9 protein-coding genes are annotated in these 16,569 nt (G+C 70.5%); all 9 read right to left on the reverse strand.

From position 1 onward, the window contains the following. Positions 1 to 2: 2 nt before the first annotated feature. Positions 3 to 2,543 (reverse strand): glycosyl hydrolase family 8, encoded by a 2,541-nt coding sequence (locus OVN18_RS03860; protein WP_267782050.1) that lies wholly within the window; start codon positions 2,541 to 2,543, stop codon positions 3 to 5. Between the two features lie 98 nt (positions 2,544 to 2,641). Beyond that, the gene (locus tag OVN18_RS03865; protein WP_267782053.1) at positions 2,642 to 3,955 is read right to left on the reverse strand and encodes a glycosyltransferase; all 1,314 of its coding nucleotides are present in this window, start codon (positions 3,953 to 3,955) and stop codon (positions 2,642 to 2,644) included. Next, entirely contained in the window at positions 3,945 to 5,084 is a 1,140-nt protein-coding gene (locus OVN18_RS03870) for a glycosyltransferase (RefSeq protein ID WP_267782055.1), read from the reverse strand. The genes OVN18_RS03865 and OVN18_RS03870 overlap by 11 nt, the downstream gene beginning before the upstream one ends. A gap of 645 nt (positions 5,085 to 5,729) precedes the next feature. Then, positions 5,730 to 7,328 (reverse strand): peptide chain release factor 3, encoded by a 1,599-nt coding sequence (locus OVN18_RS03875; protein ID WP_267782058.1) that lies wholly within the window; start codon positions 7,326 to 7,328, stop codon positions 5,730 to 5,732. 88 nt (positions 7,329 to 7,416) lie between these two features. Continuing rightward, positions 7,417 to 9,501, reverse strand: coding sequence for a DNA helicase RecQ (gene recQ, locus OVN18_RS03880; protein ID WP_267782060.1), 2,085 nt, complete (start codon positions 9,499 to 9,501; stop codon positions 7,417 to 7,419). A 73-nt stretch (positions 9,502 to 9,574) separates the two neighbouring features. Beyond that, a complete protein-coding gene (gene epsC / locus OVN18_RS03885) occupies positions 9,575 to 10,138 on the reverse strand; it encodes a serine O-acetyltransferase EpsC (protein ID WP_267738259.1) in 564 nt (187 codons plus the stop codon). Continuing rightward, complete coding sequence (cysK, locus tag OVN18_RS03890; protein ID WP_267782061.1) at positions 10,139 to 11,074, reverse strand: cysteine synthase A; 936 nt, start codon at positions 11,072 to 11,074, stop codon at positions 10,139 to 10,141. Positions 11,075 to 11,232: 158 nt separating this feature from the next. Beyond that, complete coding sequence (ypfJ, locus tag OVN18_RS03895; RefSeq protein ID WP_267782063.1) at positions 11,233 to 12,117, reverse strand: KPN_02809 family neutral zinc metallopeptidase; 885 nt, start codon at positions 12,115 to 12,117, stop codon at positions 11,233 to 11,235. Positions 12,118 to 12,230: 113 nt separating this feature from the next. Next, complete coding sequence (locus OVN18_RS03900; RefSeq protein WP_267782065.1) at positions 12,231 to 16,475, reverse strand: ExeM/NucH family extracellular endonuclease; 4,245 nt, start codon at positions 16,473 to 16,475, stop codon at positions 12,231 to 12,233. Positions 16,476 to 16,569 lie beyond the last annotated feature (94 nt).

The raw sequence follows: 16,569 nt of genomic DNA on the forward strand, positions 1-16,569 counted from the left end.
GGTCACTCCAGTTCGATGGCGGCGGATGCCGGGATGAGGGACTGGAAGCGGTGCCAGTTCCAGCCGGTGAGATGGTCGGTGAGAGAGGCGGGCGCGCGCCAGAAGCCGTCGTCGGCGTCGTACCGCGCGACGACCTCCGACTCGTACAGGGATCGGGCGTCGGCGTCGATCGCGCCGAGCTGCGCGAGCATCGCCACGGTCGATCCGGACGCGAACGAGTCGACGACGCCGTCGTACGCGACGATCTGCGGAGCGATCGATGCGAGCAGGGCGTCCGCCCGGGTATCGCCCGCGGCCCGGTCGAGCAGAAGAGCGGGAACGATCCGGAGGGTGTCGTCGCCGAGATCATCGGCGCCCGCCCCGATGAGCGGCTCCGCGGACTCGAGCTCGCCCTCGCGCGTCAGCACCACCCAGTCGGGGATCGTGCCGCGCTCCTGCGCGAGTCGATCGAGGAACACGTACCCGTCGTCCACGAGCCGCATCCAGTCGTACTGCGGCAGCGCACCGGCGAGCTCGCGGTAGAGCCGTGGATCGAAGTACGAGGGATTGATCAGGTTGTCATCGACCGAGCCGTCGGCCGAGGAGTCGACCAGGGCGAGACCGTCCTGCTCGATGACGCAGCGCTTCCAGAAGTCGGCGGCCATGGCACGACCCTCGAGGACGAGGTCGCCCGCGGCGGGCCAGGCGTCGCCGGCGCGGATCAGCGATGCGATCATCCGCTGGTCGGCACCGCAGACGGTGTCGTTGGCGAGCAGCTCGCCCTCGCCGTCGGCTCCGGTCTGCCAGCGCCAGGAGATGAGACCGTCGGTGGAGCGGTAGCGCAGATGATCGTTGGTCCACTGCCAGATTCCGCGGAACCACTGCTCGTCGCCCTGCTCGAGCGCGGCATCCATCGCCAGAGCCTGATCCATCGACGTCGTGATTCCCGCGCCATCGGCGACGCGGCCGTAGTCGTAGACGAAGCCGTCGAGGAACGAGGCCCAGGAATCCTGCAGCACCACATCGTTGCGATCCTTCACCTCGTACACCCGGGCCCAGTCCCCGTTGGTCGAGATGTAGGAATCGAGGTCGATGAAGCTCGAGGTGCCCCGGGTGAACGAGGCCACCGGCACGGAGTGCTCGAACGCCTCGCGCAGTACGGGGATCGTCCCCTGGGACATCTGCTGGATGAGCTCGTGGGTGACGATGAGGTAGTCGATGTTGCGCCAGTCGTCGGCGTAGACCTCCCGCAGCTCGGGGTCGTACTCGGAGGTGAAGAAGTACTGCGCGTTCTCGAAGCCGCGCTCCTGCGCGAGAGCCGGGTACGCGAAGTTGTCCGTGACGACGATCGCGCTCGGGTCGATGTTCTCGGCGACCCATTCGACGGCGAGCAGCTGGTTGCTCGTCTCGTCGACGGCGGCCGCCTTGGGCGGCACCGCGATGGAGAATCCGGTGAGCAGGGCCGTGACGAGCACGACGGCCGCTCCTGCGCGCAGTGCGCGCCAAGGCACGAGCGTGAGCATCCACCCGACGGCTATGCCGACCGCGATCGCGAAGAGCGGCACGAGCGGGGCGACGTAGAGGTCGATGACGATCTTGCCGCGCATGAGGAATCCGGCGTATCCGGCCATCATGAGCAGCATGGCGAGGGGGAAGAGCGAGCGACGTCGCAGCACGAGAGCGAGCGCGGCGAGGGCGACGACGCCGATGAGACCGAGCAGGGGGGTCATCGGATCCTTGACGAGCCAGGACTCGAGCGACTGCAGGAAGCTGCTGTCCTGCTCCCACGGCCAGTTGAAGTCACCGCGTCCGGCCTGCACGAGCATCGTGTCGATGAAGCTGACTCGCAGGGGTTCGCCGTCGGCGCCGAGCGGTGCCGGCAGGAGCTCCTCGTTGAGCAGCGCGTAGACGAGGAACATCAGGACGAGTCCGCCCGCGAACGCGAGCCACATCGCGAGGGCGTGCTTGCGCTGGTGGGGCTCGGAGCGCGCCCAGAGCAGCACGAGGAATCCGATACCGAAGAAGGCCGCGTTGAGCTTCGTGAGGACGGCGATGCCGAAGAAGAGCCCGCTCGTGATGACGGCGGTCAGCGTGAGGTGCCGGCGCAGCAGCAGGGCGATCGCGACGAGCAGCCAGAGCGCCATGAGGTTGTCGAGCAGGACACGGCGCTGGAAGTAGAGGCCCAGGGGCGAGGCGGCGAAGATGACCACCGCGATGGCGCCCGCGGCGATGCTGCCGTTGCCCATGCGCTTCGCGATGACGTAGACGAGCGCCGTGGCCGCGACATGCACGAGCAGCATGAGGACGCGCCCCGATTGCAGGAAGGATCCGAAGACGGCATCGCCGCCGGTCAGACCGAGCCACGCGCCGATCGCCATCCACCCCGCGGGAGCGTGGTCGTATCGGTACGTGTAGACGTCGAGCTGTCCGCTCGTGATGAAGGCCCAGCCGCGAGAGAGGTACGTGCCCTCGTCGTTCTCGTAGTACGGGTACCCGAACATGTTCGTCGCGTGCAGCGCGGCACTGAAGGCGATGAGGCCGAGGACGAGCAGGATCTCGAGCACCCGGCGATCCACCAGGCGCCGACGATGCGGGGCATGCGTCGGCTGGGGAGCGGACGGTGCGGCAGGCCGGGCAGCGTGCCGTTCCAGGGTCGCCGTCATCAGGCGGCCTGGGGAACGGGCTCGAGCTCGGATGCCGACACCGGCTGGGCATCCTGGGTGCCCAGCCGGTGCCGTCCGGCGTGCGCGGTCTTCTCCCATCCGCGGCTGCCCCGGATCTCCCGGATCAGCGCGCGAACCGCGCTCACCATCAGGAGGCCCTGGTAGGGCAGGAATGTGATCACCAGGGCCAGGTAGTGGTACCACCGCACGGGCACGCGCTGATCGCGGCCGAACTCGTAGAGTCCGACCAGACTGATCAGCAGCATGACGGCCGCCAGCAGCAAGGGGATGAACGACAGCATGCTGACCACGATCGGGAGCTTCGTCGTGGCCCCGATGAGGATCATGACCGGGGCGGAGGCGATGACGATCGCCATGTAGGAGGGCGCCGTCAGCACGTAGCCGATGAGCACGCGGTGCATCAGCGTCGGCAGCTGCAGCCATTCCTTCTTGCGGAGGATCTGGAGGAATCCCTGGTTCCAGCGCGTGCGCTGCTTGATGAAGGCCTTGGTGTCGTGGGGCACCTCCTCGCGCGTGACGTGCTCGGCGTCGTACATGACGTCGAAGGTCTTGCCGGCGATGCTCAGACGGATCCCTAGATCGGCGTCCTCCGTCAGCCCCTCCTCGTCCCACCCGCCGACGGCGGTGAGATCCTCGGCCTTGAAGAACACGGTGTTGCCGCCGAGCGGCACGGCGCCGGCCTTCGCGAAGTAGTGCATGCGCGACTTGAACCAGAAGAAGTACTCGAGCACGTTGTGCGCGGCGAACCAGTGGCTCCCGAAGTCCATCAGCTGCACCCCGCACTGCAGGACGTCGATGTCGCGTCGCACGTAGATGGTGTTGACGATCGAGAAGATGTCGCGGCTGACGTCGTCCTCGGAGTCGAAGATCGTGATGAGCTCGTGCTTCGCCGCGGCGAGCCCGAGGTTCATCGCGCGCGACTTGCCCGGGGGGTTCTCGAAGACGAGAACCGTGGCGTTGTCGATGCCGTGCTCGCGCTTGGCGCGCTCGGCCGCGGCGATGGTCGCGATGTCGTCCGACGTGCAGATGACCATGAGCTCGACGAGTTCGCGCGGGTAATCGGCCTCGCCGAGCCGCCGCAGCGTCTCGCCGATCACCTCGTGCTCGTGCCGGGCGGGCAGCAGCACGGTGAACCCGTGAAACGGCTCCTCGAAGGTGTCGGGTCGACCGCCCTGGCGGAGGCGGTGCGGGTGCTCCCAGATGTAGAGCGTCTGCCGGATGCTGACGATGCTCTGCACGAGGAGGATGAGCGCGCTGACCGTGACCAGGACGGCCAGGAGGCTAGGCAGCACGAGCGGCTCTCCGCACCCAGATGTAGGTGCTCGACACGTAGTAGTTCACGATGAACGCGGCACCGATGCCGAGCAGCTGCGCGAGGAGGTAGAAGACGCCCAGGTTCGAGAGCACGACGAAGCACGTGAAGATCACCGTCTGAGTGAGTGCCGTCGTGAGCTCGTACTGGCCGAATGCCGTGAGGAGCGAACGAACCGGGATGCGCCGCTCGTGCGAGCGACGGAACTTCTTGAAGGTGAAGCGCGTGTGGAACGTGAAGTTCCAGACGATGCTCGCCTGGATCGCGATCGCCGAGAGCAGTACGACGATGCCGTCGTCGGGGAAGAAGCGCCGCAGGAACCACAGCACGCCGAGGTTGACGACCGTGCCGAGAAGACCGACGGTGATGAATCGGGCCAGCTGCTTGAACGGCGAGTCATCATTCAACCGGTAGGCGATGCGGAAGAACTCGACGATGTCGCTGAGGCTCGCCTTCGAATCGCCCGACGCGCGGGTGTGGAAGCTGATGGGCACCTCGGTGACCTTCCACGACCCCGTGACGAAGGCGTTCGCGAGGAAGATCATGAAGCCGTAGCCCTTGGCCTGCACGTCGCCGTAGGGAATGCGCTCGAGCACCTCGCGCCGGACGGCGCGGAAGTTGGTGGTGAGCTCCTTGAGGGCGGGGTCGACCCCTCCCAGCATGCGGGCGACAGCGCCGGCGACGCGCGTTCTGATGATGTAGCCGAGCGGCCAGTTACCGGGGATGAGCCCGCCGTCGACGTACCGCGAGCCGATCGCGATGTCGGCGCCCGAGTTGATCGCCTCCAGCAGCTTCGGCACGTCGGCCGGAGCGTGCGAGAAGTCCGCATCCATCGTCAGGATGACGTCGTAGCCCCGTTCGATCGCCTCGTCGAATGCGCGCTTCATCGCGTTGCCCAGGCCTGCTTTCTGGCCGTGGGAGACGATCACGCGGCCGGCGAAGCGGCCGGCGGCGAGTCGCTCGGCGAGCTCGCCCGTGCCGTCGGGCGACGAGTCGTCGCGCACCAGGACGTCGAACTGCCAGCCGGTGCCGGCCTGGATCGGGAGCGAGAACAGCGCCTCGAGCAGGGGTTCGAGGTTGTCGATCTCGTTGTAGGTGGGAACGATCATGACCGCGCGGCCCCGGAGCGCAAGAGGGGCACCCGCCGGTGCGGATCGGGTTTCGGGTACTGCGGGAGAAGAGAGGGAGAGCGTCATGGGTGCTGTCAATCGGGGTCAGCGACCACGACGTCGGGCAGATCGACGCGGCGACTCTGAGCGGGGTACGCGGAGAGGCCGGCTCCTCCGCTCGGGGCGCGGGAGGGAGAGCGATCTGCCCGGCGTCGTCAACGGGTCAGGTGGGGGGCGTGATTCCGCGCGCGGAGGCGCGGCTGGGGAGACCGTCCTCCCAGGCAGGGGAGGTCTCTTTCGCGAGAGTCGACGCGGGGGTGGGAGAAGGGCGTCGGAACTCGGAGAATCGCGGGTCGGGTGCGGCTATTCGGGTGTGATGGTGCTGCGGGATGGAGCTCGGGTGGGGTGGTGCGGGTGGGGTGGTGCGGGTGGGGTGGTGCCGGGGCACTGATTCCGGTGGAGGCCGGACGGGTATTCGTTCAGGGTGGGGAACACCCGGTGCAGCAATTCGAGAGGGTGGCTCAGATCATCTGCACTGTGCACTGTAGGCCGCCTGCGGACGAGCCGTCAACCATCGGCGCATTACGAGCGCGTTAACCGTCGCCCCAACGGGGTGCAGCGAGCGGACAGGGTCGCGGTGCCGGCTCACACCAGCGCCACGGCGCCGTCGTCGAGCGGCTCGAGCGTGAGGTCGGGGTCGGTGCGGGCGATCATCTTGGCGCGCCACGGGGTGCTGAGCAGCGCGAGCAGCACGCCGTCGGCGCGGCGGACGACCTCGCACTCGCGCTGCCGGTCGAGGGCCTCGGCCGAGGCCTCGTCGGTGCGCATGACCGCCTCGTAGGGCAGCGGCTCGAACTTCACGGGAGCGTTGAAGTCGTGCTGCATGCGGTCGGCGAAGACCTCGAACTGCAGCGGACCGACGGCCCCGAGCACGGGGCTCTGATCGCCGCGTCGGGTCGAGCGCAGCACCTGCACGACGCCCTCCTGGTCGAGCGACTCGAGCCCGGAGCGGAACTGCTTGTGCTTGGAGACGTCGACCGCGCGCACGAGGCGGAAGTGCTCGGGGGTGAACACCGGCAGCGCCGGGAACTGCACGCCGGGCCCCGAGTGCAGGGTGTCGCCGGGGCGCAGCATCGTCGCGTTGACGAGCCCGACGATGTCGCCGGGGAACGCCTCGTCGACGACCTCGCGATCCTGCCCGAAGAGCTGGTGGGCGTACTTCGTGGCGAAGGGCCGCCCGGTGCGCGCGTGCGTCACCGTCATGCCGCGCTCGAACCGGCCGGAGCAGACCCGGATGAAGGCGATGCGGTCGCGGTGCGCGGTGTCGAGCCCTGACTGCACCTTGAAGACGTAGGCCGAGAAGTCGGCGTCGACCGGCCGGGCTTCGCCGTCGACATCGATGCGCGGCATGGCCGCCGGCGCCTCGTCGGCCAGGATCTCGAGCAGCGAGTGCACGCCGATGTTGTGCACGGCCGCGCCGAAGATCACCGGGGTCGTGATTCCGAGCTGGAAGGTCTCGGAGTCGTGGCGGTACCCGTCGAGGCCGAGCAGCTCGGATTCATCCCGCGCACTGACCCAGGCGGCGCCGCTCGACGCCTCCGCCTCCGCCGGCTCGAGCGTCTGCCACTCGGCGACGCGGGCGCCGCCGTCCGAGCGGGTGAAGCGCAGCATCCTGCCGGAAGGGACGTCGAGGAGCCCCTCGAAGTGACCGGGGTCGCCCACGGGCCACGTCAGCGGCGTCGGCAGCATGCCCGTGCGGTCGCGGATCTCGTCCATGAGGTCGAGGGCGGCGCGGCCCGGGCGATCCCACTTGTTGATCATCGTGATGATCGGGATGCCCCGCCGACGGCAGACCTCGAACAGCTTCATCGTCTGGGTCTCGAGACCCTTGGCGGCATCGACGAGCATGATGGCGGCATCCACCGCAGAGAGCACGCGGTAGGTGTCCTCCGAGAAGTCGGAGTGGCCGGGGGTGTCGACGAGGTTGATGATCGTGTCGCCGTAGGCGAACTGGATGGCGGCGCTGCTGATCGAGATGCCGCGCTCCTTCTCCATCGACATCCAGTCGGAGACGGTGCCCTGGCGACCGCGCTTGCCGTGCACGGCGCCGGCCTCGGTGATCGCGCGGGCGTGCAGCAGCAGCGCCTCGGTGAGCGTCGACTTGCCGGCGTCGGGGTGCGAGATGACGGCGACGGTGCGGCGGCGGGCGGCGTGCTCGGCGACCGTCGGCGTTATCGCGCTCATGCCGCTGCATCCCGTCTCGATCGTGGCGCGCCGCTCAGCGCGCAGTGGGCCAGTTTACCGCCGGACGGACCGACGCCCGACTCGACGGTCAGTACTGGTCGTCGGGCGGGGGCGCGTCGAACTCGTCGTACGGCGGGGCGTCGTCGTACGGCACCGTATCCGGTGGGATGTCGTCGAAGGGCGGCGCCTCGGCGAAGGCGGGCGCAGCACCGGCGGCGCGCGAGCGGGACGGTGCGCGCGAGGCGGTGCGCCCCGACGATCGGGCACCGGATGCCCTGCTCGTGCCGCTCGAGGCATTCGAGCTCGACGATGCTGACGTCGCGCCGTCGCCCGGCTCGGCCGGCTCGGCGATCGGCGGGTCCTCGCCGCGGACGACGGCGAGCACCGACTCGCCGAACTGCTCCAGCTTGCGCGCGCCCACGCCGCTGATCTGGCCGAGCTCGTCGAGCGTGGACGGGGTGGTGAGGGCGACGCCGCGCAGGGTGGCGTCGCCGAAGACGATGTACGCCGGAGCGCCGAGCGCCCGGGCGGTGGCGGCGCGCCACGCGCGCAGGCGCTCGAACAGCGGAACGGCATCCGCCGGCAGGTCGCTCGGGGCCGACCGCTTCGACGAGCGGGTGGGGCGCGCGACCTCGCGGCGCAGGCGCACCTCGCGCTTGCCCCCGAGCACCTCGGCGCTCGCCTCGGTGATGACGAGGGTGCCGTAGCCGTCGCCGTGGACGGCGAGCAGGCCCTGGGCGAGCAGCTGCCGCACGACGCCGCGCCAGTCCTGGTCGCTCAGGTCGCCGCCGATGCCGAAGGTGGCGAGGTCGGCGTGCCCGAGCTGCTCGACGCGCGGCGTGCGCTTGCCGAGCAGGATGTCGATGATCTGGCCGGCGCCGTAGCGCTGGCGGCGCTCCCGCTCGAGCCGCACGACCGTCGAGAGCAGCTTCTGCGCGGGGATCGTGCCGTCCCACGACTCGGGCGGCGCGAGGCACGTGTCGCAGTTGCCGCAGCGCTCGGACTGCTGGCCGAAATACGCCAGCAGCTGCACGCGCCGGCACTCGACCGTCTCGCAGAGCGCGAGCATCGCATCCAGCAGCTGGCTCATGCGCCGCTTGTGCGCACCGTCGCCCTCGCTGCGGTCGATCATCTGGCGCTGCTGCACCACGTCCTGCAGGCCGTAGGCGAGCCAGGCCGTCGAGGGCAGGCCGTCGCGGCCGGCACGCCCCGTCTCCTGGTAGTAGCCCTCGACGCTCTTCGGCAGGTCGAGGTGGGCGACGAAGCGCACGTCGGGCTTGTCGATGCCCATGCCGAAGGCGATCGTCGCGACCATGACGATGCCCTCCTCGCGCAGGAAGCGCGACTGGTGGTTCGCGCGCACCCGGGCGTCGAGACCCGCGTGGTACGGCAGGGCGGCGATGCCGTGATCGGCGAGCTGCTGCGCGGTCTTCTCGACCGAGGCGCGCGAGAGGCAGTAGACGATGCCGGCGTCGCCGGGGTGCTCGGTGCGGATGAGCTGCAGCAGCTGCTGCACGGGCTGGTTCTTGGGCTCGATGCGGTACTGGATGTTCGGCCGGTCGAACGAGGCCACGAAGCGCCGCGCCTCGCCCAGCTGCAGGCGCTGCTCGATCTCGCGCGCCGTGGCCGCCGTGGCCGTGGCGGTCAGGGCGATGCGCGGCACCGTCGGCCAGCGCTCGTGCAGCATCGACAGCGCGAGGTAGTCGGGCCGGAAGTCGTGGCCCCACTGCGAGACGCAGTGCGCCTCGTCGATGGCGAACAGGGCGACGTCGAGGCGGTCGAGCAGCTCGGCGGTGGAGGGCACCGTCACGCGCTCGGGCGCCATGTAGAGCATGTCGACCTCGCCGGCGAGCAGAGCCCGCTCGACCTCGCGCCGCTCGTCGGGCCCCTGCGTCGAGTTGAGGAACACCGCGCGCACGCCCACGGCGTCGAGGGCATCCACCTGGTCTTTCATCAGCGCGATGAGGGGCGAGATGACGACGCCGACGCCCCGCCGCACGAGGGCGGGGATCTGGTAGCAGAGGCTCTTGCCGCCGCCCGTGGGCATGAGCACGAGGGCGTCGCCGCCGCCGACCACGTGGTCGATGATCTGCTGCTGCTCGCCGCGGAAGGCCGGGTAGCCGAAGACCCGCTCGAGCACCTGCTGGGGGGTGGGGGCGGCCGTCGCGGTCATGGTTCCAGGCTAGCCGCGACGGCCGACCGCGGCCGACCCGCGCAGCCCGGCGGGGGATGGCGCGGGCGGGTCGTCAGATGTGGATGGCGGGGTCGATCCAAAACCCGTCGGCCCCGGGCGCGCCGTCGGAGCGCAACGGGCGGCTGACGGCGGGGATGCCCGTCGCGACGGAGTCGGCGGGCACATCCCGCACCACCAGCGCGAGGGCGCCGATCTGCGAGCGCGCCCCGATCGTGATCGGCCCGAGCACCGTCGCCCCGGCGCCGATCAGCACGCCGTCCTGCACCGTCGGATGCCGCTTGCCCGTCTCGAGCGAGCGGCCGCCGAGCGTCACGCCGTGGTACAGCATGACGTCATCGCCGATCTCGGCCGTCTCGCCGATGACGACGCCGGTGCCGTGGTCGATGAAGAAGCGGGCGCCGATCGTCGCGCCCGGGTGGATCTCGATGCCGGTCAGGAACTTCGACCACTGCGAGATGAGGCGCGCGAGCAGCTTCGCCCCCGCGTTCCACAGCCGGTGGGCGAGGCGGTGCCACCAGACGGCGTGCAGGCCCGAGGAGGTCAGGAAGACCTCGAGGCCCGACCGCGCCGCCGGATCGCGCAGCCGCGCGGTGCGGATGTCGTCGCGGATCGACACCTACGAGCGCAGGTCTTCGTACAGCACGCTCGACAGGTAGCGCTCGCCGTAGCTGGCGACGATCACGACGATCGTCTTGCCGGCCATCTCGGGGCGCTTCGCCAGCGCGACGGCGGCGTGCACCGTGGCGCCGGACGAGATGCCGGCGAGGATGCCCTCCTCGGCGGCCATCCGGCGCGCCATCGCGACCGACTGGCCGATGTTGACGTCGATGATCTCGTCGTAGACCTCGCGGTCGAGCACGCCGGGGATGAAGTTGGCGCCGATGCCGGCGATCTTGTGCGGGCCGGGGGCGCCGCCGTTGAGGATGGGGCTCTCCTCCGGCTCGACGCCGACGACGATCACGCCGGGCTTCTGCTGCTTGAGGTACTGGCCGGTGCCGGTGAGCGTGCCGCCCGTGCCGATGCCCGAGACGAAGACGTCGACGGCGCCGTCGGTGTCGTTCCAGACCTCGGGGCCGGTGGTGCGGCGGTGGATCTCGGCGTTCGCCTCGTTCTCGAACTGCTTCGCGAGCACGGCGCCCGGGGTCTCGGCGACGATCTGCTCGGCCTTGCCGACGGCGCCCTTCATGCCCTCGGAGCCCGGCGTGAGCACGAGCTTCGCGCCGTAGGCCTTGAGCAGCATCTTGCGCTCCTCGCTCATGGTCTCGGGCATCGTCAGCACGACGTTGAAGCCGCGCGCGGCGCCGATCATGGCGAGGGCGATGCCGGTGTTGCCGCTCGTGCCCTCGACGATCGTGCCGCCGGGCTTCAGCGCCCCGCTGGCGACGGCCGCGTCGATGATGGCGACGCCGAGGCGGTCCTTCACGCTGGCCGAGGGGTTGTAGAACTCGAGCTTGGCGAGCACCGTGGCGCCCGCGCCGTCGGTGACCTTGTTGAGGCGCACGAGCGGGGTGTTGCCGAACACCTCGGTGATGTCGGAGTGGATGCGGGCCATGGGAGTCTCCTCGAGCCGGGGTCGGGGGCGGGGTCGTGGGGGAGCCGCGGACGGCCATCCCCCAGCGTACGGGCGGCGGCGCGCCGGCGCGCGCCGGGTGTCGGGCCGAGGCCCGCGCATCCACTGAGAACGGGATGCCCCGCGCGACTATTCCCGCCTCAGACGGTCTCGGCCGCGAAGGTGTCGCACGCGGTCACGCCGCCCTCGAAGCCGGCGCGGAACCACGCCTGCCGCTGCTCGCCGGAGCCGTGGGTCCAGCTCTCCGGGCTCACCTGCCCGCTCGTCCGCTCCTGGATGCGGTCGTCGCCGATGGAGGCGGCGGCGTCGAGCGCCTGCGCGACCTGCTCATCGGTGATGGGCTCGAGCAGGGGTCGGCCGTCGGGGTCGTCGGTCGCGGAGGCGGCCGCCGCCCAGGCGCCGCCCCAGCAGTCGGCCTGCAGCTCGATGCGCACGGCGTCGGACTGGGGACCCGACTCCCCGCGCTCGACCGAGGCGAGCACGCCGGTGAGCTGCTGCATGTGGTGGCCCCACTCGTGGGCGACGACGTACATCTCGGCGAGCGGTCCGCCCTCGGCGCCGAAGCGCGTGCGCAGGTCGTCGTAGAAGCCGGTGTCGAGGTAGACGCTCTCGTCGACCGGGCAGTAGAAGGGGCCGACGGCGCTCGTGGCCTCGCCGCACCCGGTGCTGACGGCGCCTTCGAAGAGGTAGGCCTCCGGGGCGCGGTACTCGACACCGATGGCGCCGGCCGACTCGGCCCAGAAGTCGTCGAGCGAGACGACGGCGCCGGCGATGCGGCAGTCGACGCTCGCGTTCGCCTCGGCGCCCGTCGTGCACTCCTCGAGGGTGGTGCCGCCGCCCTGCGGTGCGGGCGCAGCGCCGCCGCCGCCGAGCAGGCCGCTGACGTCGACCCCGGTGAGCTGCGCGATGAGGAACACCGCGATGAGGCCGACGATGCCGCCGCCGCCCGCGATCGCCGTGGTGCGCCCGCGCCCGCGACGGCGCAGCCGGCTGGAGGAGATGTCGGCGTCATCGCGGAAGGTCATGGCTGGACAGTACTGCCCCGCACGGCCCGGCAGGGGTCGGGATGCCCGGCGAACGCCCAGCGGGGCGGAGGATCTCCCCTCCGCCCCGCCGGCGTTCTCGTCGTGCTGTCGCCCTAGAAGACGATCACCGGGCTCGGCAGCAGCGCGGTCGAGCCGCGAACGGCGTCCGTGCCGGCGAACTCGGCGCGCAGCAGGTGCACGCCGCGACCGAGGTCGCGGATCGTGACCGAGCCGCGGCCCTCGTCGCCCTCCTCGAGCACGATGGTGCCGACGGCGCGGCGGCCGTCCATCACCGTGACCGTGCCCGTGGGCTCGACGCCCGAGGCGGCGACCTGCACCGTGTACGTCACCGAGCCGGTGCGGCCGATGAGCAGACGATCCGCCCAGCCGACCGTGAGCGAGGGAGCACCGTTGACCGTGCGCTCCTTGCTCTCGGCGGTGACCGACTCGTAGCCCTCGGCGCTCGCGGTGACCTGCACCGAGATCGCGGCGCCGGCATCGGCCGCCGTCACCCGGTAGGTCGCCGCGGTGGCGCCGTCGATCGGCTCGCCGTCGCGCAGCCACTGGTAGGCGAGCTCGGCCTCGACCGAGTAGCGCCCGCCGTCGGTGCGCAGGGTCTGGCCGACCACCGCGCCGCCGAGGATCTTGGGATCCTTGACGACCTCGATGGGCTCGAGCACGATGACCTCGTCGGCGAGCGTGATGCTCTGCACCGCCTCCGTGCCGTTGTCGGGAACCGCGATCACGAGCTCCTGCGCTCCGAAGAGACCGTCGGGAACCGTGAAGGTGACCGCGGCGCGGCCCTGCTCGTCGGTGCCGTTGACGATCGTCGGGTCGATGACCGCACGCCCGACCTCGACGCCGCCGAGGCTCACGACCACCTCGGCATCGCGGTCGCCCGCGTTGCTGAAGAGCAGCGAGCTGAGCGTCGCGGTGACCTGGTCGCCGGCGCTGTAGCCGTCGGCATCGGCCGGCGTGAGGCTGACGCCCACCGAGCGCTGCGCCGGGTCGAGATCGACCGGCGAGTTCGCGGCGAAGTAGTCCACGAAGGCCTGCAGGTCGATGCGACCCGAGTCGGAGCGGTTCGTGCCCTGCGCGAGGGTGAAGAAGTTGTCCCCGCCCGTCGAGAGGAACGAGTTCGTCACGATGCGCACGGTCTGCGTCTCGGTGATGACCTCACCGTTCAGCAGCATCGTGCCGACGCGCGATCCGGCGGCGGCCGCCGGGTCGTAGGTGTAGTCGAGCGTCGACGAGAGACCGAGCTTGAGGAACGGGCGGGCGGCCCCGGCGGGCTGCCACTGCTCCTCGAGCACCTGGCGCAGCTGCGCCCCGGTGAGCTCCATAGTGACCAGCGTGTTCGCGAAGGGCTGCACGTTCGCGGCCTCCCGGAACGTCACGGTGCCCTCGGGGTCGGCGGCGCCGCTGCTCGCGAAGACCAGGTCGGCGCGGATGCCGCCCGGGTTCATGATCGCGATGTCGGTCTCGAGATCCTGCGTGGCCGCGAGCTGCGCGTCGGCGATGAGGTTGCCGAGCACCGACTCGCCGCCGCGGTTGTCGCTGCCCGTGGAGGTCACGGCCCGACGGATGTCGGCCGCGATCGAGCCGAGTCGCTCGTTGCCGGCGACGTTGGCGAAGGCCACCGCGTCGGCCACGATCTGCGCGACCTCGGCGTTCGGCTGCGCCGCACCGACGAGCGGGGCGACGGCGGCCTCGATGGAGAGGAGCTCCTTGGTGGTCGGGTCGACGGTGAGGTCGAGCTTGCCGTAGGCCTCGCCGTACTGACCGCCCTGGATGACCGGCATGATGCGCTCGGTTCCGGGGATGGGGATCTCGTGGTCGTACTGGAAGTGCGTGTGCGAGGAGACGATCGCGTCGACGTCGCCGCCGTTGTTCACGCCGTTGACGATGTCGCCGAACACCGAGGCGTCGGTCGCGGCCGAGATCTCGGGGCTCGCGGCGCCCTCGTGCACGAGCAGCACCACCACGTCGGCCTCGCCGTTGCCGGCGTCGCCGTCGCGCAGCTGCGCGGCGACTCGGTTGGTGGCCTCGGCGATGTCGCCGAACTCGAGGCTCGCGATGCCCGCGGGGCTCACCAGCTCGGGCATGTCCTGCGTCAGAGCACCGATGAATCCGACGCGCACGCCGTCGACGTCGGAGACGAAGTACTCGTCGTACGCGGGCTCGGTCGTGCCGGCCTCGTAGACGTTCGCCGCGAGGTACGGGAACTCGGAGTTCGGGATGATGCGGCCGTCGAGGTCGTCGCGGCCCTGGTCGAACTCGTGGTTGCCGATGGCCGTGACGTCGAGGCCCATCGCATTGAGGGCGTCGATCGTCGGCTCGTCGTTCTGGATGAACGAGGTGAACGTCGAGGCGCCCACGCTGTCGCCGGCGGAGACGAAGAGCGTGTTCGGGTTCTGCGCGCGCACCTGGTCGACGAGTCCGCCGAGGACGGCGGCGCCGGCGGCCGGCGGAGCGGCCTCGAGACGGCCGTGGAAGTCGTTGATCGTCACGATGTCGATCTCGACGGGCTCGGGCGTGGTCGACAGGCCGATGACGACCGGGTCGTGGTCGCTCGAGCGGTAGACGGTGCCGGCCTCGGTGGCGCCGAAGGCGTACTGGCGGTCGCTCCACTCGGGCGAGTTGATGGTCCACACGCCGACGCCGGTCACGTTGTCGCCGATGCCGGGGCTGGCGATCACGTGGTCGAGCGAGCCGAGCTCGCCGTCGAAGGTGTAGGTGTACTGGCCGTCGGTGCGGTCGGCGACGAGGTCGCTCCAGGCCGCGTCCGTGAAGACCTGGATCGGGTCCTCCTCGCTGTAGGCGTTGAAGTCGCCCATCAGCAGCACGTTCTCACCGGCCTCGCCCTCGATGCCCTCGACGAAGGCCTTCAGCGCGGTCGCCTGCTCGACGCGGTCGGCGTTCGACGCGCCCTGACCGTCGCCGGCGTCGACGCCGCTGCCCTTGGACTTGAAGTGGTTGGCCACCACGGTGAACTCGAGGCCGTCGGACTCGAAGGTCTGGGCGATCGGCTCGCGCGCGACATCCCACACCGTCTCGTCGATCTGCGTGAAGCTGTCACCGACCGGGCTCACCGCCGCGGGCTTGAAGATGATCGCGTTCGAGATGAAGTCGACGATCGAGGCGTCGACGAGGGCGGCCGGGGTGCGCACGTAGTCCCATGTGCCGGCGCCCGCATCCTCGTTGAGCGCGGCGACGAGCGCCTGGAGCGCCTCGTCGGTCGGCTCGCCGAGCTTGACCGAGTTCTCGATCTCCTGCAGCGCGACCACGTCGGCGTCGAGGCCGTTGATGGCGGCGACGATCTTCGACTCCTGGATCGCGAACTGCGCGGCCGTGGAGGCCCCGCGCGCCTGGCTGTTCTGACTGGTCAGCGTCGTGAAGTAGTTGAGCACGTTGTACGCGGCGACGCGGATGTCGCCGCCCGTCTCGGGGGCCGCCGCGGGGCGCGGGTTGCGCGTCTCGAAGGTCACCCCCGTCGGGTTCTGCGAGCTCGAGGCCGGCAGCTGCGGCTGCAGGCGCCAGTCGTCGAAGCCCCAGCCGAGCACCATGCCCTGAGCGGGGAAGCCCACGGCGTCGCCGTTGCGCACGACGTTCTCGGTGGTGAAGTAGGGCTGGGTGCCCGGGTGCGCCCCGTTGTTGATCTGGATGCTGAAGCCGTCGTCGAGCAGCAGGCGCTCCGAGCGGTTCTTCGCGGCGAGCGCGGCCGACTCGGGGGCGGCCGCGTCGAACAGCTCCGTGCTCTTCACGTCGAGCTCGCCCGGGTTCAGCCAGAGGGTGCCGAAGTTGAACAGCTGGTGGCTCGAGGCGACGAGCCAGTCGCCCTGCGGGGCGACGAGCATGCCCTCGTGCGCCTCGCGCACGGCCGGGTCGGCGGGCAGCGCGGCCGGGGCGGGCAGCGCCACGCCCGACTCGAGCACCGTGATGACGGCGGATGCCGCGCTCGCGCTGATCTGCGTGAGCCCGTTGAACTCGCCGGCCGTGCCGGTGACCTGGATGCGGTCGCCGACGGCGACGGTCGTGCTGGCCGCACGGCTGCCGAGGAACACGAACAGCGCCTCCGAGGTGGCGGCGTCGGCGTCGGGGGCGAGCGACTGGATGTAGACGCCGCTGTAGCCGCCGGTGCGGTGGTCAGCGGTGACCACGCCCTCGACGGTGACCGTCTGGCCGGTCAGCGGCGTTGCGGCGCCGGTGCCCTGCACGGCCGAGATCGGCGTCGGATCGGCCGCGAAGGCCGGGGCGGCGGTGAGCGTCGTGAGGCCGAGGCCCACGCAGACGGCGGTGCCGAAGGCCGCCGCGCGCGCCGGAACGCTGCGGCGCCCGGCGAAGGTGGTTGGGGTCATGAGGTCGCAGTTCTCCTAGGAGTAGGGAGCTAACGGGGATGAGTCCCCCGATCGGGGGACACTGCCGACCCTAAGACAGAACTGTGGATGCTCA

This window comes from Microcella daejeonensis (genome assembly GCF_026625045.1).
GTDB classification, from domain to species: Bacteria; Actinomycetota; Actinomycetes; order Actinomycetales; family Microbacteriaceae; genus Microcella; species Microcella daejeonensis.